At 52.3% G+C, this 19205-nt stretch carries 20 protein-coding genes; 3 read left to right on the top strand and 17 right to left on the bottom strand.

What is annotated here, in order from left to right:
- Window positions 1-26: 26 nt before the first annotated feature.
- Complete coding sequence (locus DXB92_RS01055) at window positions 27-1895, top strand: ABC transporter ATP-binding protein (protein WP_242986586.1); 1869 nt, start codon at window positions 27-29, stop codon at window positions 1893-1895.
- A 116-nt stretch (window positions 1896-2011) separates the two neighbouring features.
- Here the strand turns inward: DXB92_RS01055 and DXB92_RS01050 are convergent, their stop codons facing one another.
- The 13 genes from DXB92_RS01050 to DXB92_RS00995 form a co-directional block, all read right to left on the bottom strand.
- The gene (locus tag DXB92_RS01050) at window positions 2012-2497 is read right to left on the bottom strand and encodes a hypothetical protein (protein WP_117731861.1); all 486 of its coding nucleotides are present in this window, start codon (window positions 2495-2497) and stop codon (window positions 2012-2014) included.
- A complete protein-coding gene (locus tag DXB92_RS01045) occupies window positions 2487-3044 on the bottom strand; it encodes a sigma-70 family RNA polymerase sigma factor (protein WP_117731859.1) in 558 nt (185 codons plus the stop codon). The genes DXB92_RS01050 and DXB92_RS01045 overlap by 11 nt, the downstream gene beginning before the upstream one ends.
- 128 nt (window positions 3045-3172) lie before the next feature.
- On the bottom strand, window positions 3173-3805 hold the full coding sequence (locus tag DXB92_RS01040) for a TIGR04100 family radical SAM protein (RefSeq protein ID WP_117731857.1): 633 nt from the start codon (window positions 3803-3805) through the stop codon (window positions 3173-3175).
- 12 nt (window positions 3806-3817) lie between these two features.
- Complete coding sequence (locus DXB92_RS01035; RefSeq protein ID WP_117731855.1) at window positions 3818-4297, bottom strand: 23S rRNA (pseudouridine(1915)-N(3))-methyltransferase RlmH; 480 nt, start codon at window positions 4295-4297, stop codon at window positions 3818-3820.
- Window positions 4297-5091, bottom strand: coding sequence for an MBL fold metallo-hydrolase (locus DXB92_RS01030; protein WP_117731854.1), 795 nt, complete (start codon window positions 5089-5091; stop codon window positions 4297-4299). The genes DXB92_RS01035 and DXB92_RS01030 overlap by 1 nt, the downstream gene beginning before the upstream one ends.
- 76 nt (window positions 5092-5167) lie before the next feature.
- Window positions 5168-6457: a UDP-N-acetylglucosamine 1-carboxyvinyltransferase gene (locus tag DXB92_RS01025; protein ID WP_040646633.1), complete on the bottom strand. Its 1290-nt coding sequence runs from the start codon at window positions 6455-6457 to the stop codon at window positions 5168-5170.
- 91 nt (window positions 6458-6548) lie between these two features.
- On the bottom strand, window positions 6549-6734 hold the full coding sequence (locus DXB92_RS13295) for a hypothetical protein (protein WP_021680860.1): 186 nt from the start codon (window positions 6732-6734) through the stop codon (window positions 6549-6551).
- Window positions 6735-6885: 151 nt separating this feature from the next.
- A complete protein-coding gene (locus DXB92_RS01020; RefSeq protein ID WP_117731852.1) occupies window positions 6886-7722 on the bottom strand; it encodes a peptidylprolyl isomerase in 837 nt (278 codons plus the stop codon).
- A gap of 32 nt (window positions 7723-7754) precedes the next feature.
- On the bottom strand, window positions 7755-9158 hold the full coding sequence (gene cysS / locus DXB92_RS01015; protein ID WP_117731850.1) for a cysteine--tRNA ligase: 1404 nt from the start codon (window positions 9156-9158) through the stop codon (window positions 7755-7757).
- A gap of 75 nt (window positions 9159-9233) precedes the next feature.
- On the bottom strand, window positions 9234-9878 hold the full coding sequence (locus DXB92_RS01010; protein WP_117731848.1) for an HAD family phosphatase: 645 nt from the start codon (window positions 9876-9878) through the stop codon (window positions 9234-9236).
- Between the two features lie 3 nt (window positions 9879-9881).
- Complete coding sequence (gene epsC, locus DXB92_RS01005) at window positions 9882-10547, bottom strand: serine O-acetyltransferase EpsC (RefSeq protein ID WP_021680864.1); 666 nt, start codon at window positions 10545-10547, stop codon at window positions 9882-9884.
- Between the two features lie 517 nt (window positions 10548-11064).
- The gene (locus DXB92_RS01000; protein ID WP_117731846.1) at window positions 11065-12255 is read right to left on the bottom strand and encodes a leucine-rich repeat protein; all 1191 of its coding nucleotides are present in this window, start codon (window positions 12253-12255) and stop codon (window positions 11065-11067) included.
- Between the two features lie 168 nt (window positions 12256-12423).
- Window positions 12424-13710: a type II CAAX endopeptidase family protein gene (locus tag DXB92_RS00995; protein WP_117731844.1), complete on the bottom strand. Its 1287-nt coding sequence runs from the start codon at window positions 13708-13710 to the stop codon at window positions 12424-12426.
- A 178-nt stretch (window positions 13711-13888) separates the two neighbouring features.
- On the opposite strand from DXB92_RS00995, the gene DXB92_RS00990 reads away from it, so the two are divergent.
- A complete protein-coding gene (locus DXB92_RS00990; protein WP_181976836.1) occupies window positions 13889-15502 on the top strand; it encodes a leucine-rich repeat protein in 1614 nt (537 codons plus the stop codon).
- A 146-nt stretch (window positions 15503-15648) separates the two neighbouring features.
- Here DXB92_RS00990 and DXB92_RS00985 read toward each other — a convergent pair whose 3' ends face one another.
- The 4 genes from DXB92_RS00985 to DXB92_RS00970 form a co-directional block, all read right to left on the bottom strand.
- Entirely contained in the window at window positions 15649-16128 is a 480-nt protein-coding gene (locus tag DXB92_RS00985; RefSeq protein ID WP_117731840.1) for a flavodoxin, read from the bottom strand.
- Window positions 16125-16448, bottom strand: coding sequence for a carboxymuconolactone decarboxylase family protein (locus DXB92_RS00980; protein ID WP_040646627.1), 324 nt, complete (start codon window positions 16446-16448; stop codon window positions 16125-16127). The genes DXB92_RS00985 and DXB92_RS00980 overlap by 4 nt, the downstream gene beginning before the upstream one ends.
- Window positions 16449-16641: 193 nt before the next feature.
- Window positions 16642-17088 carry a cupin domain-containing protein gene (locus DXB92_RS00975; RefSeq protein ID WP_040646629.1) on the bottom strand — a complete coding sequence of 149 codons (447 nt, stop codon included), beginning with the start codon at window positions 17086-17088 and terminating at the stop codon, window positions 16642-16644.
- Window positions 17089-17101: 13 nt separating this feature from the next.
- On the bottom strand, window positions 17102-17953 hold the full coding sequence (locus DXB92_RS00970; RefSeq protein ID WP_117731838.1) for an aldo/keto reductase: 852 nt from the start codon (window positions 17951-17953) through the stop codon (window positions 17102-17104).
- 341 nt (window positions 17954-18294) lie between these two features.
- On the opposite strand from DXB92_RS00970, the gene DXB92_RS00965 reads away from it, so the two are divergent.
- Window positions 18295-19182: a LysR family transcriptional regulator gene (locus DXB92_RS00965; RefSeq protein WP_117731836.1), complete on the top strand. Its 888-nt coding sequence runs from the start codon at window positions 18295-18297 to the stop codon at window positions 19180-19182.
- The last annotated feature ends 23 nt before the right edge of the window (window positions 19183-19205 follow it).

Here is a 19205-nt window from a genome sequence, read left to right as displayed (position 1 = left end):
GACAGGGACCGCCGCCCCGCGGTGTGATGGTGCCGGGAGCAGCTAAGGGTGCCGGAAAAAGCTTCGTCCGGCTGCTCTCGTATATGAAACGGTACTGGATGCAGCTGATACTGGTGTTTGTCTGCATTCTGGTCAGTGCTGTGGCAGGCGTGGCAGGTTCTACGTTCCTGCAAACGCTGATCGATGACTATATTTCTCCCATGCTGCTGAACGACAGCCGTGACTTTTCCGGACTGGCAGGGGCACTGGCAAAGCTGGGCGTACTGTATGCCGCCGGCATTCTGGGTACGCTGTTCTATAACCGGCTCATGGTCGTTGTGGCACAGGGCATTCTGAAAACCATTCGGGACGAGATGTTCTCCCATATGCAGACACTGCCCATTCGCTTTTTCGACACCCACGCCAGCGGCGATGTAATGAGCCTGTACACCAATGATACCGATACGCTCCGGCAGATGCTGGCACAGAGTATCCCGCAGATCTTTTCTTCGATCGTCACAGTCATTGCAGTGTTCGTGGCAATGGTGCGGCTGAGTATCTGGCTGACGCTGTTTGTGCTGGCGTTTGTGGCATTGATGATGCTTGTTACCAAGTTTGTAGGCGGCAAAAGCGGTGCTTTCTTTGTGAAGCAGCAGAACTCCATTGGTGCGGTAAACGGCTATATCGAGGAAATGATTCACGGACAGAAAGTCATCAAGGTGTTCTGCCACGAGGAACAGACCAAGGCGGACTTCGACAAGCACAACGACGAATTGTTCCAGAACGCCGCATGGGCGAACAGCTTCGCCAATATCCTTATGCCGATCATGAACAATCTGGGCTATGTCCAGTATGTGCTGCTGGCAATGCTGGGCGGTGCACTGGCGTTCCACGGCGTAGGCGGTCTGACACTGGGTGCAATTGCCGCGTTCCTGCAATTGAGCCGCAGCTTCACCATGCCGATCAGCCAGATCTCCCAGCAGGCCAGTGCGATCGTCATGGCACTGGCAGGAGCAGGACGCATCTTCGAACTGCTGGACGAGGAGCCGGAAACCGATGAGGGCTATGTCACGCTGGTCAATGCCGAGGAGCAGGACGGCGTGCTGACAGAAACCGACCACCGCACCGGCGTGTGGGCGTGGAAGCACCCTCACGGGGACGGTACGGTCACCTATACCCGTATGGCAGGGGACGTGCAGTTCTTTGACGTGGACTTCGGTTATGTGCCGGAAAAAATCGTGCTGCATGATGTGAGCCTGTACGCCAAGCCCGGCGAAAAGGTGGCGTTTGTCGGGGCGACCGGTGCCGGAAAGACCACGATCACGAACCTGATTAACCGGTTCTACGATCTGGCAGATGGCAAGATTCGCTACGACGGCATCAACATCAACAAAATCAAAAAGGCAGACCTGCGGCGTTCGCTGGGTATCGTATTGCAGGACGTAAATCTGTTTACCGGTACGGTCATGGACAATATCCGGTACGGCAGACTGGACGCGACAGATGAAGAATGCATCGCGGCGGCAAAGCGTGCCAACGCCCATCACTTTATCATGCTGCTGCCGGACGGCTATCAGACGGTATTGTCCGGTGATGGCTCCGGCTTGTCACAGGGACAGCGGCAGCTGCTCTCCATTGCCAGAGCCGCCGTTGCAGACCCGCCGGTCATGATTCTGGACGAGGCGACATCTTCCATTGACACCCGCACGGAACGCATTGTACAGGCAGGTATGGACGCTCTGATGCACGGCAGAACCGTGTTTGTCATTGCTCACCGGCTGTCTACCATTCAGAATTCTGATGTGATCATGGTATTGGATCACGGCAGAATTATCGAACGGGGCAGTCATGAAAAACTCATGGCGGAAAAGGGCAGATACTACTTGCTGTACACGGGCATGCAGCAAAATGCGTAAGGCAATACCGCACAATCTTTGTGCGGTATTGCCCTAAAACTTCTCAATCAAGAAAAACCGGACTGTGTGGTGCAGTCCGGTTTTTTTGTTGTTTCCTTAAAGTGTGTCCGGTGTCGTTATTCTGCTGTATCAGCTGCCGGCAGGTCGGACGCGTTGCCGCTGACTTCTACCTCTACTTCGCCGTCGGCAACATCGCCGTCAGCCTGAATCTCTACAGAATTGCTGTTCTCCTGATAGGTGTATTCGTTGCCGTTTTCGTCTTTGATTTTGTAGGTAAGCTGGCTGTCGTCCTGGCTGACCAGTTCCACATCATAGTCCTGCTTCTCGCCGTTGAGGTAAATGGAAAGCTTCGAGAACAGTTCTCCGCCGGTGGCGGCATTTGCGGTAATCAGGGACACGGCTCCCACAGCCACGGCAGCGGCGGCAAAGATCAGAGGGCGGATACGGCGGAATGTCATTTTCGGTTTCATAGCGATTTCCTCACTTTCTACAGGTTCGTCCAGCTTTTGCAGCACACGCTTTTGTACGCGTTCGGCACGCTGGGGGTCTTCGTCAGGCTGGAATGGCGGTAAGTCTTTCAGCCAGTTGGTTTCATTCGACATGGTCAAAACCCCTTTCTGTCATCAGCTTCCGGAGTTTCCCTCTGCTGCGGTGCAGCCGGAGCCGTACCGCGGCATCTGTCATGTGATATGTCTTTGCAAGTGCAGAGGTTTTTTCTCCATAGAAATAAAACCGTATCATCAGAGAACGATCCGGTTCGCACAGGCTGTCCAGTGCACGGAGAAGACAGGCGATCATCTCCACCATTTCTGCATCGCCGCAGAGATCTTTGGCATCGGACAGTGTGAGATCTTCGTAGGACTGCCGCACCGGCGGCTGTTTTCCCAGCATACGAAAGCGGTTTTTCACACCATTTCGTGCGATCGCCGCCAGATACGGGGCAAGGTCGCTGCCGTCCCGCAGACGGTTCCGGCTGTTCCACAGCCGCAGGAACACATCTGCTGTCAGTTCCTCCAGGTCCTCCTGCGGCAGGGTGCCGTGGGAAAAGTTTCGGAGAATGGTATAGACATAGCCGGTGTATTTTCTGATGATCTCGCAGAGTGCGGTTTCGTCGTCCTGTTTCAGGCGGCGAATCCAATCGGTTTCCATGTTATCACCTCATTTTTGAACGTTCACTGATATATACACCGGTTTTCAGAAAATGTTTCAGGTGTGCAGAAAATAATAAAGGCAGCACCAGATCTGGTACTGCCTCTTCATAAATGATAAATGTTCTCTTAACCGTTCCGGCGGGTCGCTGCATTGTCAAACTGGCGGATTCGCAGGTGGATTCCCAGTCGGTCTGCAAGCTGCTGTGCCGCTTCCAGTTCCGGCTTCGGCAGAATGTCCACCACGCTGAACATCACCTGCGGCACGTACTGCTTGCAGTCCAGTGCAAACTGCTGCATTGCCGGATAGGCTACCGCACCGTATTTCGGACGTGTGACTTTCAGGTATTCCGCTTCTGTGCCGGCGTTCAGGCTGACGGATACAATGTCCACCAGTCCTTTCAGGTCTGCCGCTGTCTTTCTGCCGTGGATCAGGTCAGACAGTCCGTTGGTGTTGATGCGAATGGTCTTGACACCGCGGGCTTTCAGTAGCTTTGCGGTTTCGCACAGGGTTTCCAGCCGTTCGGTAGGTTCGCCGAAGCCGCAGAATACCACTTCCTGATAATGGGACAAGTCCTCTTTGTCCAGTGCTGCCTGAATCTCCTCCATAGACGGTTCATGATCCAGCCACAGCGGGTCGGAACCGTATGCCCCGTCACACATGGTGCGGATACAAAATGTACAGGCACAGGGACAGCGGTTGGTAATATTCAGATAGAGATTTTTGCCTACTGCATAGGCGATGGTCATTGCTTTCTGCATGAAAAATCACTCCTATTTATGATATTTGGTGCCGGATAAGATCTGATAGCTCCGGTAGATTTGTTCCAGCAGCATTACCCGTGCCAGCTGGTGGGGGAACGTCATGGCGGACATGGACAGCCGCAAATTTGCCCGCTGCTTTACCGCATCAGCCAGTCCGTAGGAACTGCCGATCAGAAATGTGACGGCACCGTTCTCGCCGCCCTGTGCCGCCTGTTCCAGCTTCTTCGCCAGTCCGGTGCTGTCCAGCTGTTTGCCCTCGATGCACATGGCAATGCAAAAGCCCTTGGCACGTTTCAGCAGTTCTGCCCCCTCTTTTTCCAGAGCCGCCGCAATTTCCTTTTCCGAGGGGTTCTGGGGTAGGAGAACCGGCTCCAGTTCTGTCACCTGCAACTGGCAGAAACGGGACAGCCGCTTTTCGTATTCTTTGCAGGCTTCCCGCAGGTAGCTTTCCTTGCACTTTCCCAGTGCTATGATTTGTATCGTCTGCATCAGAAGATCACCGCCTGTTTCAATCCTTCCGGCGAGGACACCTGCAACAGGAAGTCCTGGTTTCGCCGCATGCCCTGTTCCTGCAAATGCTCCAGCACCGTCTGCTGTGCCAGCGGCATGGTGTTGTTGTTTTCGCTGAGATGCCCCAGAATCAGCCGCGTGGTGCCATGTGCAATGAGAGCCTCTGCCATACCGGCACTGTCCCCGTTGGAGAGATGCCCATACTTTCCGCGAATACGTTCCTGTAGCATTTCCGGATAGGGACCGTTTCGCAGCATGCTCGGATCGTAGTTTGCCTCCAGAAGCACCAGATCGGCTCCGTATACGCCCTTTTTCACTTCCGGTGTCACACAGCCCAGATCAGTGCACACGGCACAGGTCTGCCCGTCTGACAGTTCAAAGCGATAGCCGCAGCTGCCGGGGGAGTCGTGCATGGTGGCAAACGCAGTTACGGCTGCGGTGTCGGTATGTATGGTTTCCGCAGGAAGAATCTCCCGCAGGTCGGCGTTCTGGGGAAATTTGTCCAGCACCCGCAACTGTGCCAGCGTTTCTGCCGTTCCGTAAACCGGTACGGGGTGCTGGTTCAGAAATACCCGCAGCCCCTTGATGTGGTCGGTGTGGGTGTGGGTGATACAGATTCCCTGCACAGCTTCGGCAGAGAGCCCGTGAGCCTCCAGCGACTGCACCAGTTTACGGCAGGTGGCTCCGGCATCGACCAGCATGCCGCCGGCAGGGCCGCCGATAAAGGAGGCGTTGCCCTTACTGGAACTGAACAGAGAATAAAATTTCGACAAGATCAGATCTCCTCTTTTCCACAAGAAAAGCCGCCAACGAAGCTGACGGCTTTTTGCATTTGAATGATGTTTTGGCTTAGAGTGCTTCTTTCAGCTTCGCTGGTATTGCCGGATCGGAAACCTTCTGAATATCTGCACCGATCTGCCGCAGCTTTGCGTCCAGATTGGCGTATCCGCGTTCGATGTGATAGATGTCCTCGATCTCGGTCACGCCGTGTGCAGCCAGTCCTGCCACGATCAGGGCAGCTCCTGCACGGAGATCACAGGCTTTCACCGGTGCACCGGTAAGCTTTCCGGTACCCTCTACTACGGCAACCTTGCCGTCCACGGAAATATCTGCACCCATGCGGCGGAGTTCGTCCACATAGCGGAACCGCTGTTCCCAGACACCTTCGGTGATGATGCTGGTACCCTCTGCCAGTGTCAGCAGGGTGGTGATCTGCGGCTGCATATCTGTGGGGAAGCCGGGGTGCGGCATGGTCTTGACGTTGGTACGCACCAGCGGACCGTCTACCCATACCCGAACACTGTCGTCAAATTCCTCGATATTGACACCGATCTTCCGCATTTTGCTGGTGATCGGCTCCAGATGCTTCGGAATGACATTGGTCACCAGCACGTCGCCCTTGGTGGCAGCGGCAGCGATCATAAACGTGCCCGCTTCGATCTGATCCGGAATGACGGAATACACTGCACCGTGCAGTCGTTCTACGCCGCGGATCTTGATGACATCGGTACCTGCACCCATGATCTCTGCACCCATGGAGTTCAGGAAGTTTGCCAGATCGACGATGTGCGGTTCCTTGGCGGCGTTTTCAATGACAGTCAGACCCTTGGCACGGACTGCTGCCAGCATGGCATTCATCGTGGCACCAACGGAAACCACATCTAAGTAGATCTGATTGCCTGTCAGTTGGTCTGCCACCAGATCTACCATGCCGTGTTCAATATTGCACTTGGCACCCAGTGCCGCAAATGCTTTCAGATGCTGGTCAATGGGGCGGTCGCCCAACGGACAGCCGCCGGGCATGGAAACTCTCGCCTTGCCATAGCGTCCCAGCAGTGCACCCAGAAAATAATACGATGCACGCATTTTTCGTGCACTCTCATAGGGTACACAATAATTGGTCAGACCTGCCGCTGAAATGCGGACGGTGGTCTTGGTCAGATACTCTACGGTTGCACCCATTTCGCTCATGATCTGCAGGCTGATGGATACATCACTGATGTCCGGAACATTTTCCAGAACACAAGGCTCATCAGAGAGCAGCACGGCAGGGATCAGTGCGACTGCTGCATTCTTTGCTCCGCTGACTTCTATTTCGCCGGTGAGCCGATGCCCACCGTGAATGACAAATTTATCCAATTTCGTCTCTCCTTTTTTCTGTGCCACCCAATTGTCCATTGCTGTGATGACATCGGGAAAGGAACCGGTATCACCCAGATACGGCGGCACATCAGGGACATTCCCGCAACAGCTTGTCGCAGGTCGTCCCCGTTCCACGATTTCGTGCGGCACGTGTCATTGGCATGCAGGCATGCCGCACTGTTTCCGGCAGTGAAAACTGCTGCCGGTTGACTTCCATTTCCGGAGCGATTCTCCGGTGAGCATACAAACATAGTTTGCATGCTATCTTCTTCATTATACACGAATTCTGATACTTTGTAAAGTAAAAACCAAACTTTTTTCGCGTTATTTGGAAGTATCGACGGAAATGTTCTCCCGTGTGAAAACTGGTTTGTATGGAATCCATAAGGGAAAATATGTATTTTTCAAAAACGAAAGATTTCCCGTCATTTTTTTGTGCTTTCGGCGGTGCCTGCAAATTCACCATAGGTGCCGATCTCAATGGTCTGGATGCGGATTTCATCTTCCGGCGGGGTATAGCCGCCCTCCGTAGCGGCAGGCTGAGTCGCTGCTTCTGTGATCTTGTCAATGGTATCGAAGCTTTCGTCCCCGTAAGCCTGTGCAAAGACAGTCATCTGCTGGGAGTAGTTCGGCACGCCGCCGCGTTCCAGAAATGCATCGTTGATTTTTTCTGCATTTTCGGAAACCGACTGCAACTCCTCCTTGGTGGAATCGTCGAAAACGATAGAATTGCACACTACAAAGCGGGTACCGCAGTAGGAGGTCATTCTGCCGGTGAAGCGGTCTAAAATGTTGCCCTCCTTGGAGGTCGTCGGCACGCAGAATGCCCCGCGGAACGGCCAGAGGTCGCCGCTGGTTTCCCGTTCTACTTTTTCATAGGTGCCGTCTGCATCGCTGTCCAGTGAGCCGTCTGCATTGGGGCTGCCTGCTTCGAAGTATACACCCTTTTCCACCGAGAACACATAGGTGTCGTCATAGTAGCCGGATTCTGCCAGTTCGGTGAACTGCTTTACATACGCCGGTGCCTGTTCCGGAAACAGTTCTGCCACGATCGTGCCGGCGGTGGTAGTGATCTTCATGGCAGGAGCGTCTGATTCCGGTTCGTCCAACTGGATCAGCTGCACCTTGCTCATGTCCACAAACGCCTTGCTCTGCTGCTCCAGATAGTTGGTGCAGGCGAACACGCCCATGCAGATCAGCGTCATCACAACCAGCAGGATAAAAATTCGGGTAATGGTCTTTTTATGGTTTTTGAGTGCCATAGCTTTCCTTTCCGGAGTGGATTCTCACGCAGTTACGCGTCGATCTTGGTGATTTCAGTGCCCTGTCTGGTTTCCCGTACTGCATAGCCCAGTGCAGCGATCTTGTCCCGCAGACGGTCTGCCTCGGCGAAGTCCTTTGCCTTGCGGGCAGCCTGCCGCTGTTCAACCAGTGCGGTGACTTCTGCCGGAATTGTATCAGCCTGTTTCCGGTTGTACAGCAAGCCCATGACACCAGTCAGCTCGTCAAACAGCTTTGCACCGGCTTCCAGCTGCTCCTTGGAGGTGGAAGCATCTGCACTCATGCGGTTCAGGTCGCGTACCAGTTCAAAGATCGCAGTCATGCCGTCTGCGGTGTTGAGGTCGTCGTCCATCGCAGTGATGAACTGTTCTTTCCGCTTGGCGAAAGTTTCCGTCGCTTCAGCGGAGATCTCGCCGGACTTTGCCGCAGCAATGGCACGATCCAGTGTGTCGCGGCAGACATAGAGCCGTTCCAGAGATGCCTTGCAGGCGTCCAGCAGTTCCTTGCAGTAGTTGATGGGGCTGCGGTAGTGTGCCTGCACCATCATGTAGCGAATGACTTCATAGCCGTACTGCTCTGCCACTTCCCGCACGGTGAAGAAATTGCCCAGCGACTTGGACATTTTCTTGTTGTCGATGTTGATATAGCCGTTGTGCATCCAGTAGTGGGCAAAGGGCTTGCCGTTGGCAGCTTCACTCTGTGCGATTTCGTTTTCATGGTGAGGGAAGATCAGATCCTGACCGCCGCAGTGGAGGTCAAAGGTTTCGCCCAGATAATGGCAGGACATGGCGGAGCACTCAATGTGCCAGCCCGGTCTGCCCTTGCCCCACGGCGATTCCCAGTAGGGTTCGCCCGGCTTGGCAGCTTTCCACACGGCGAAGTCCAGCGGTTCTTCCTTGCCGTCGTTGATGTCGATGCGGGCACCAGCCTGCAATTCTTCAATAGGCTGACCGGACAGCTTGCCATATTCCGGAAAAGAGGAAGTGCGGAAGTAAACATCTCCGTTGGCAGCGGCATAGGCATGACCGGAGTCTACCAGCTTTTTTACAATGTCGATGATGAGATCCATGCAGTTGGTGACGGTGGGGTGTACATCAGCGTCCATGACATTCAGCCCGTGGGCATCGGTCTTGTACTCGGCAATATACCGCTTGGCAATTTCTGCCGCAGTGGTACCTTCTTCGTTTGCCTTTTTGATGATCTTGTCGTCTACATCGGTGAAGTTCTGCACATAGGTGACCGTGTAGCCGCGGTACTTCAGATACCGCCGCAGCACATCGAATGCACAGATCGGGCGGGCATTGCCGATGTGGATATAGTTGTAGACGGTAGGACCGCAGGCATAGATGCCCATGTGCCCTGCTGTCATGGGGACGAGTTCTTCTTTTTTTCGTGTCAGCGTGTTATAGATCTGCATGACCGTTCTGCTCCTTTATACTATTATATAATATATGCACATTATGTAGGAACGGCAGTGCCGTTCCGGTTTGGCTTATCCAAACAAAAATTGTTGAAACTCTCCCATAGACGGGAAAATTTTTGCCGCAAGCTGTTCCATTTCCGGTGTGGGCGGCAGCAGGTCGGGAATCATGATCGCCTGCATGCCGGCTGCGGCGGCGGAGCGAATCCCGTTGTAGGAATCCTCCACCGCATAAGCCTCTGCCGGCAGTACGCCCAGTTCCCGACAGGCAGTCTGGTAAATCTCCGGATTCGGCTTGCTGTGCTGCACCATGTCGCCGCCGATGATCTGATCGAACATCTGTTCCAAGCCGAAATGCTGCATCTCTTTCCGAACTATCACTGCCCGTGTGGAGGAGGCGATGCCGGTTTTCCAGCCGTGGGCACGGAGTGCCGTCAGCATTTCCCGCACACCGGATTTCAGTTCCAGCCTGCCGGCTTCCACGTTCTCCCAGTACTTTGCGGACATCTCCGCCTTGTATGTGTCGTAGGGAAAATCGGCTCCGTATTTCTCCAGAAACATCTGTCGTGCCATGTCGGCATTGCTGCCCAGACACCGGTGGCAGATCTCCTGTATTTCCGGAATTCCGTGGAGTTTCGCCGTCTGTTCCCAGCACTGAAGCACCAACGCTTCGGAGTCAAACAGCACGCCGTCCATATCAAATACCACACACTGCATGGATCATTCCTCCGTTTTCTCCGTCTGTTCCTGTTTTTCCAATTTAGACATCTCCGTCCGCAGACAGGTCACTGCGGATTTCAGCATGGTGATGTCCTCCATGGTCAGATCCGGAATGTGGATCTGATCCAGATCCTGCTGCTGAACCTTTTGTCCTGCCATGCGGGCGATTCTCGCCGGAACGCCTACGGCGGTACAGTTGTCAGGAATGTCTTTCAGGACAACGGCGTTGGCAGCCACCTTGACATTATTGCCGATGTTGATCGGCCCCAGCACCTTGGCACCTGCACCCACCATGACGTTGTCGCCCAGTGTGGGGTGCCGCTTGCCCTTATCTTTGCCGGTGCCGCCCAGCGTGACACCCTGATACAGCAGACAGTTGTCACCGATCACGGTGGTTTCCCCGATCACGACACCCATGCCGTGGTCGATGAACAGCCCTTTTCCGATCTGTGCACCGGGGTGAATTTCGATGCCGGTCTTGTGCCGTGCCCGCTGGGATATGATGCGGGCAATGGTGAACCATTTATGCTGATAGAACCAGTGGGCACGCCGGTAGCTGCGGACTGCTTTCAGACCGGAATAGGTCAGCAGAATCTCCAGACTGCTGCGTGCGGCAGGGTCCTTCTCTTTGACAATGGCAATATCTTCCCGAAGCTGTCGAAACATCTTCCCATGTCACCTCCTAAAATTGTCGGTACTTGCAGGGGTAAAAAAACGCCTCTGCAAGTGCGTTTTTCATACACTTCCAGAGGCGGAAAAAATATTCCACGGTTCCACTCTGATTTCTCACTCAACGGGATTTTTCTATAGAGAAAATCCCTTGGAACTGGTTTCCTATTACGCAATTACGCAAAAAAATCAGTTCCCATGCCGATAACGGGGCAGGCCGGACACGGATACTTCGGGCGATCTTACACAGAAACTGCCGTTCCCCATGCCAACGGGGAATACGAAAAATTCGGATTCCCGTCGCAGTTGCACTTCCCTCCGGTGCGGGACATTGTTTCACCGACCCAATGCTCTCTGCACACCGCTGCCGGAGATACTCTCACTGCTGCGTTGTTCTTATCATCTGCCTGTATGCACAAATCATACTGTGCAACAGTATTTCCTTATTATTATATGCGATTTTACTGGTTTTGTCAATGAATTTTTTGTTGCAGAAGGATTTTCTCTGTGTGGATTACTTCGCCAGTACCTCGCTCCACGACTTGTCAAGTCCTGCCCCGTGGAGTGCCACGTAGTACAGCAGGTAGTAGATGTCGGTAGAATCCACTGCCCCGTTGCAGTCTATGTCTGCGGCAGCGATCTGCTGTATTTCCAGCCCGCTGTCATTGCCTACCGCAATATTTGCCACGTGGAACAGGGCATAGTAGATGTCCGTGGAATCAATGCTGCCGCTGTTGTCCACATCACCCAGCAGGGTGTCAGGATTGTTCAGGTCAGCAAAGGCGATGCTGTATTTTTCGGCGTATCTCTGGGCAGTGGAGTCGGCATATCCCCGAATGGTCAGCCCGCTGCATTCTCGGAATATAGATTCTCCCATGCTGGTCACACTTGCGGGGACGGTGATGCGGGTTAGATTGGAGCAGGAAGCAAACGCCCAGTTTTCTATTTTTGTCAGGCTGTCCGGCAGACACAGACCGGTCAGTCCGGTGCATGCGGCAAAGGCGTTGCTTTTGATCGTGGTCACGCCTTGGGGAATGGTGAGCGTGGTCAGGCTGGAGCACTGATAGAAAGATGCCACTTCAATGGTGGTAATACTTTTCGGCAGTACGACACGGAGCAGCCCCTTGCAGCCGGAAAAGGCAGAGGAACCAATGCGTGTCACGCTGTCGGGTATGGTGACGCTGGTCATTTGTGTAGAGCAGGCGGTTGCGAGTCCCAAGTCGGAAGAAAAGGCATAGTTGGCAATACTGGTCACCCCGTCAGGTATGACAACATCTCCGGTGCAGGTCTGTCCGTCGATAACAATATGATTGACAATTACCAGTGGATTTTCCGCCTGTCGTGCTTTCAGCCACGGGGTATAGGAAAACGCCTCTTTGCCAATATAGGTGATGCTTTCCGGAATGGTAATATCAGTCAGATTAGAACACCGCCGAAAGGCTGCATTTTCGATACTGGTTACAGGGCAGCCGTCGATCTCCGCCGGAATTTCCACAGCAGTTACCGTTTTGTCGCAGTCGGTGATGGTGACTTCTCCGCTGCTGTTGACAGAATAGGTCAAATCTTCATAAGTACCGGAAGCTGCACTTGCCGACAACACCGGTTCAGCAGTTTGCAGCAGGTTTTGGAATCCGGATACTTGGGCAAAGCCCAGACAACATACACTGGCAGCCGTTGCTGCCAGAACTTTTTTCCATAATTTCATGTGTATTCTCCATTTCTTTTTGCGTTTGAGGACACTGCATATTGACGTTTTGCAGTGTTCTCATTATAGCATGAAGCAAAAGGCAAGTCAATGGATTCCGCGGTGCTGTCCATACAAAAAAACTGCTCCTGTATCTACAGAAACCGGTTTCGGAAATATTGTGGTTTGTTAGCACTGTCCCTGCGGCGGCAGTGTTCCGCCGGACGGGGCGGTTTTCTCCGCGGCATCATTTCGCCATGCGATCAGACCGATTGCAATTGCCGCAGGAATTACCACCAGCAGGGTAGCAGTGATGAAGTTCAGCGGGATCCAGCCGAGGAGATAGTCCCCGCCGAACGTGGAAAAGCTGTTGACAGCAAAGTGCATCAGCATGGAGAATACCACTGAGCGATAGCGGTGAGCGACCCAGCCCAGCACCAGTCCGCCGAAGAATGCATACACGCCCTGTACCCAGTTCATGTGTATCACGCCGAACAGAAACGCCTGCAGCAGATTGGCTGCCCAGAACCGCCCGAATGCTTTTTCTGCATATTTCATGGTCAGTCCGCGGAAAACCAGTTCCTCTCCAATGGGAGCAAGGCAGACAGTGGCAAAGATGACCAGACCATTGGTGCCGATGCCGGAACGCTCCATCATTTTGTAGGTGTCCTCGACCATTTGCGGGAACAGCAGGCTTTCGATGCCGGAGGTGCCGCTGCTGAAAACAGACATGAGAATGCCCAGTCCCAGTGCCATGAGAATCGGCTCCGGTTTCAGCTTCTGTGTTGTTTCTCGTATGGCGGGGCGTGGTTTCCGGAAGCTGAACCGATACCAGAACGCAAAGACGATGGCTGCCAGCAGGTGCGACAGTGCCGTGGCGGTCGGAACGCTGCTATAGACGATGCTTTCATAATACGGCAGGACTGCCTGCATGTTGCCGTCAGTACGGCAGAGGGCAACGAAAATCATGAGGAAGATCATCACAAAAGAAGCAAAGATCTGTATGGCGAAAAAACTCAGCATTGGCAGCAGGGAAAAGAAAAAGTTTGCCACACGTCCTGCCCCCTGCTTGGGCGGCTGTGCCGGCGGGAAATAGGGCTGCTGCTGATAGGAGTAGCCGTTTTGTGGCTGTCTGTAAGGCTGCTGCTGGTAGGGGTAGCCGTTTTGTGGCTGTCCGTAAGGCTGCTGCTGGTAGGGGTAGCCGTTTTGTGGCTGTCCGTAAGGCTGCTGCTGGTAGGGGTAGCCGTTTTGTGGCTGTCCGTAAGGCTGCTGCTGGTAGGGGTAGCCGTTTTGTGGCTGTCCGTAAGGCTGCTGCTGGTAGGAGTAGCCGTTCTGTGGCTGTCCGTAAGGCTGCTGCTGATAGGGGTAGCCGTTTTGCGGCTGTCCATAAGGCTGTTGGCAGGGGTAGCCATTTTGCGGCGGTTGATTTGGTTGCTGCGGAGTGTTATTGTTTTGTGGTTGTGTCTGTGGATCCATGATGCGTCCTTTCTCTGTTGTGGTGGTTGTTTTTATCTGTATTGTAGCATATTCACAGCGGTTCGTCAAGGTAAAAGCAAAAATGGAAATTTTTGAAAAGTATATTGACTTTTTTAAGCATATGTGCTATAATAAAAATGCAGATGTTTTGCAATAGAATAGAAACGGAGGAATGAAAATGAAGTTATGGAAAAAAGTGCTCGCAGCGGTTACAGCCGGCATGCTCTGTCTGGGCTGTGCAGGCGTATCCGGCTTGCAGGGGGTGCTGGGAAGTGTCAGTGCGGTGCTGCCGGTGTGTGCAGCGGAAAATGATACTGCGTACACAGTGACAGTTCCGGTGGGAACAAGAACAACGCAGCTGACCTATACTGTCAATGCCGATGATACTGTAGAAATTACAGATTGTGAAAATGATGCGGCAGGGGACTTGGAAATTCCGGCAGAGATTGACGGGAAAACGGTGACGAGTATGGGATATTACAGTTTTAGCTATTGTGCGAATCTGACGAGTGTCATCATTCCGAATGGTGTAGCAAATATCGGAGATAATGCTTTTGGTAATTGCGAAAAACTGGAAAACATTACAATTCCGAGTAGTGTGACGAACATTGGTGATAGAAGTTTCGCAGGTTGCGAGAATCTGACGAGTGTTATCATTCCGAATAGCGTAGAAAATATCGGATATAGTGCTTTTGATGGTTGTACGAGTTTGGCAGAGATTACAATTCCAAGCAGTGTGACCAGCATTGGCGGAAATGCTTTTCTGGATACGCCTTGGCTGGCTGCAAGACAGGAAGAAAATCCTCTGGTAATTGTAAACGGTATTTTGCTGGACGGAACGACTTGTACTGAGGAAGAAATTGTCATACCGAATGATGTAACAAGTATTTGTGGTTTTGCTTTTTGGGAAAATCATATGACGAGCGTTGTGATTCCGGATAGTGTCACCAGTATTGGCAGTTATGCTTTTTCTGACTGTGGAAATTTGAAAAATATCACAATTCCGGATTCGGTTACGTTTTTTGGAGAGTCAGTCTTTACGAATACTGCATGGGTAACGTATCGATATGATGAAAATCCGTTTGTGATCGTCAACCATATTTTAGTTGATGTGGATTATAGCCAGTGTTCCGGCAAGGTGACGATTCCAGATGGGGTAACCAGCATCACGGAAGGTGCTTTTGCAAATTGTCAAATGACAGAAATTTCTATTCCGGATAGTGTGAACAGTATTGGCTCATTTGCGTTTAATGGCTGTATGGCTTTGAAAGAAATTGCGATTCCGGAGGGTGTAACCAGTATTGACGAAGCAACTTTTTATGGTTGTTATAATTTGACCAGCATCTCTATTCCGAAAAGTGTAACCTTTGTGGGAAACATTGTTTTTTGCAATTGTATGAACTTGTCAGACGTTTACTATGCGGGAACACCGGAACAGTGGAATGCAATTGCAATTACCGGCGGCAATTCCACTGATAATGTTGACAATTACTTCTTAGTAACTGCTGCGATTCATTTTGCTGACGGCACTGTGACAAAGCCTGCCGATGTAGTTGCCGGCGACATTGACAAGAATGGTGATGTTGATTCCACCGACATCTACTATGTTTTGTACTATGTGGCAAACATTGCTGTAGGCAATGACGGTGAATTGAGTACCAAGCAGATCGCTGCCGCAGATGTGGACGGCAATGGCACGGTAGATTCCACGGACATCTACTACATGCTCTATTACGTGGCACTTCACGGAGCCGGTATGCAGAAATCGTGGGAAGAAATTCTGGCAAAGTGATTCTTTTATAGCATATCCGCAATTAAAAACCCGACCTCTGCATATGGCTGCAGAAGTCGGGTTTTGTTTGTATAGCACTGCCTTTCGGAAACACTGCATAAAGCCTGCCTGACGGCTTTGTACGCAATCTTTATTCAGTGTTTCCTTTACTTCTCCGAAATGCCCTTTACCCACCGCAGGATCTCGGCCTCCGGTGTGACCAGACGGTCTTCGTTGAATCGAATATTCAGCCCTGCCTTTACCGTGGCTGCGGGGCAGGCTTCGGCAATGTCGGCAAATGTGTGCCCCAGCCAGCCGCCGTTCGTGGCAAATGGATAGATCACTTTGCCGGAAAAGTCACTGCCCTGGAGCAGTGTCCGCATTGCTGGTGCGTAGGTGTACCACCAGACCGGCGTGCCCAGTATCACAGTATCGTAATTTTTCAGGTCTGCGGAAACGGGTTTCAGCTTCGGCGTAAAACCGCTGTTGACTTCCCGCTGTCCTTGATCGACCACGTCGTTGTAGCTACCGGTGTAGGGTGTTGCAATTTCGATTTCGCAGAGGTCACCGCCGGTTTCCTGCTGTACCAGCTTGGCGATCTGGCGGGTGTTGCCGCCGTAGGAGTAAAACAAAATCAGCAGTTTCATTCGCCGTAGACCTCCTTTGCCATGCGGAACGCTGCCCACGCTTTCGGCCAGCCAACGTAGAATGCCGCATGGGTGATGATCTCTGCCATTTCAGATGCGGCAATGCCGTTCTTCTTGGCGGATTCCAGATGATACCGGAAAGAGTTGTCTGTCAGTCCCATGGCGATTAGGGAAACAACAGTGACCAGACTTCTGTCCCGCAGGGAGAGTTCTTCTTCCCGCGACCAGACCTCGCCAAAGAGTACATCGTCGTTCAGTTCTGCAAATTTCGGGGCGAATTCGCCCAAGGCATCTCTGCCTGCGGTTTGTTTGATAGCCATATCTGGTATTCCTTTCTTTAGGAAACACTGCATAAAGCCCGCCTGACGGCTTTGCACGCAATTTGCTTGCAAATTTTCCGTCATATTGCCCAGAAATCCCTTGCCATACGAAAGTATGCCTGCGGAATTTCTATGTAATCTGCCGAAAAATCTGACGACGCATCTTACGCACAAGCTTTATGCAGTGTTTCCTTTATTCAGCGTTTTCCAATTTTTCGTATTCTGCATCGCTTACCGGCTCGCACCATTCGTTGCTGCAGTTTTCGCCGGGGCATTCCACTGCAATGTGGCTGAACCAGCTGTCCTTTTTGGCACCGTGCCAGTGTTTGACCTCTGCCGGAATGGTGATTACTGTGCCGGCTTTCAGGCTGACGGCAGGCTTGCCCTCCTCCTGATACCAGCCCTCTCCGGCAGTGCAGATCAGGATCTGTCCGCCGCCCTTGGTGGCATGGTGAATGTGCCAGTTGTTCCGGCATCTCGGTTCAAAGGTTACGTTTGCCAGAAAAACCGGTGCCTTCTCCGGTTCGGTCAGGGGTTTCAGAAACGACTGCCCGATAAAATACTGGGCGTATGTGTCGTTGGGAGCACCGATGCCGAATGCATCAGCTGCTTCAAATGCGGTTTTTTTAGTGTATTTCATGGAAGATTTCTCCTTAGTCATGCACCTTCAGCTGGTGCAACATTTTTACAAAGTCCGGATTGTTATGGTCTACGATTTCGCTGTGTCCAATGTCCAGCTTTGCAATCTCTGCCATATCCTCTGCCGACAAGGTGAAATTCCAGATGTCGAAGTTCTGTGCCATACGTTCCGCCTTGACCGACTTCGGAATGACAACAACGCCACGCTGGACATTCCAACGCAGTGCCACCTGTGCGGCACTTTTGCCGTATTTGGCTCCGATCGCAGTGAGTACCGGATGCGTGAAGATGTCGTGATTGCCCTCGGAAAAAGGACCCCATGCCTCCGGTGTCACACCGTATTTCTGCATCAGCTTTAAAGCATCTGCCTGCTGGAAGAACGGGTGCAGTTCCACCTGATTTACTGCCGGAATCACGGAAACCGTTTCACACAGGTCTGCCAGTCGTGCCGGATAGAAGTTGCTGACACCGATCGCCCGCATCTTTCCGGCGTGGTATGCTTCTTCCATGGCACGATAAGCACCTACATAATCACCCATTGGCTGGTGGATCAGATATAAGTCCAGATAGTTCAGCCCCAGCTTTTGTAAGGAAGTGTCAATGGCTTTTTGGGCAGCTTCATAGCTTGCGTCCTGTACCCAGAGTTTGGTGGTGATGAACAATTTTTCGCGGGGAACATTGCTTTTGGCGATCGCTGCTCCCACAGCTTCTTCATTATAATAGGCAGCGGCAGTGTCGATCAGCCGATAGCCTGCGGCAATGGCTTCTGTCACTGCCTGTTCACAAATTGCGGCATCGGGTACCTGAAATACGCCGAATCCTTCCAGCGGCATTTTTACGCCGTTATTCAATGTAATAAATTCCATTTGTCATACCTCCTGATTTTGGGCTGCAGCGATCCGTAGAAGTAGGAAACCGTTGTACCGCCAGCCAATCCGTTATTTAGAGCAGCACCGCACAAAGCCCGCCTGACGGCTTTGCACACAATCTGCTTGCAGATTTTCCGTCATATTGCCCGGAAATCTCTTGCCATACGGCAGTATGCCTGCGGAATTTCTATGCAATCTGCCGAAAAATCTGACTACGTATCTTACGCACAAGCTTTATGCAGTATTTCCTTAGGTATAGTATACCGCAAATTCTCTTGACAGGGAATCCCCGATGTGTTATAATCGTATTAACCAAAAGTTTATATGAGGTGGTGCACATGTATAATCCACAGCTGACAGCGTTTGTTTGTGCGGCAGACTGCGGCAGTTTTACCAAGGCGGCAGAAAAACTGTATCTGTCGCCCACCGCAGTGATGAAACAAGTCAATGCTCTGGAGGCACACTTGCAGATGCAGCTGATTTCCCGTACCAATCAGGGAATTCGCCTGACACCGGCGGGGGAGTCAGTCTATGCAGATGCCAAGTATCTGATAGACTATTCTGCCCGTGCGATTCGCCGGGCACAGCAGCGAATGTCTGACTATGAAAAGACATTCTGCGTGGGCACTTCGATCTTGAACCCTTGTAAACCCTTTGTGGATTTGTGGGGAAAAGTATCCGATCACTTTCCGGAATACCGGCTGAATATTGTGCCTTTTGAGGACGAACACACCACGATCTTGCAGGAGATCTCCGCACTGGGGGAAAAGTTTGACTTTCTGGTGGGAGTCTGCGATTCTGCAAAGTGGCTGCTGCACTGTCATTTTTTGCAGCTGGGTACATACCGGAAATGCGTTGCTGTCCGTGCCGGACACCCGCTGGCGAAAAAGGAAAAGTTGCAAATCTCCGACCTGTACGGGCAGAATCTGATGATGGTGCCCCGCGGGGATTCTGCGATCAACGATCAGATCCACCACGACTTGGAAGTCTGTCACCCGCAGATTCACATTGTGGATACACCGCAATATTATGATATGGGTGTCTTTAACCATTGTGCCCAGACCGATGACGTGCTTCTCACGATCGAGTGCTGGCGTGATGTGCACCCGCTGCTGGTGACGATTCCGGTGGAGTGGGAATATACCATTCCCTACGGCATTCTCTATGCCGTGCACCCGCCGGAAGATGTGGCAGAACTGATCGCACTGGTGAAGGAACAGCTGTAAAACTCCCTTCGCCGGACAGACTG

Source organism: Ruminococcus sp. OM06-36AC, from assembly GCF_003438725.1.
Lineage (GTDB): Bacteria > Bacillota > Clostridia > Oscillospirales > Ruminococcaceae > Ruminococcus_C > Ruminococcus_C callidus.
Note: the sequence above shows the minus strand (reverse complement) of the source record. Positions and strands in the feature narration are given on the sequence as shown.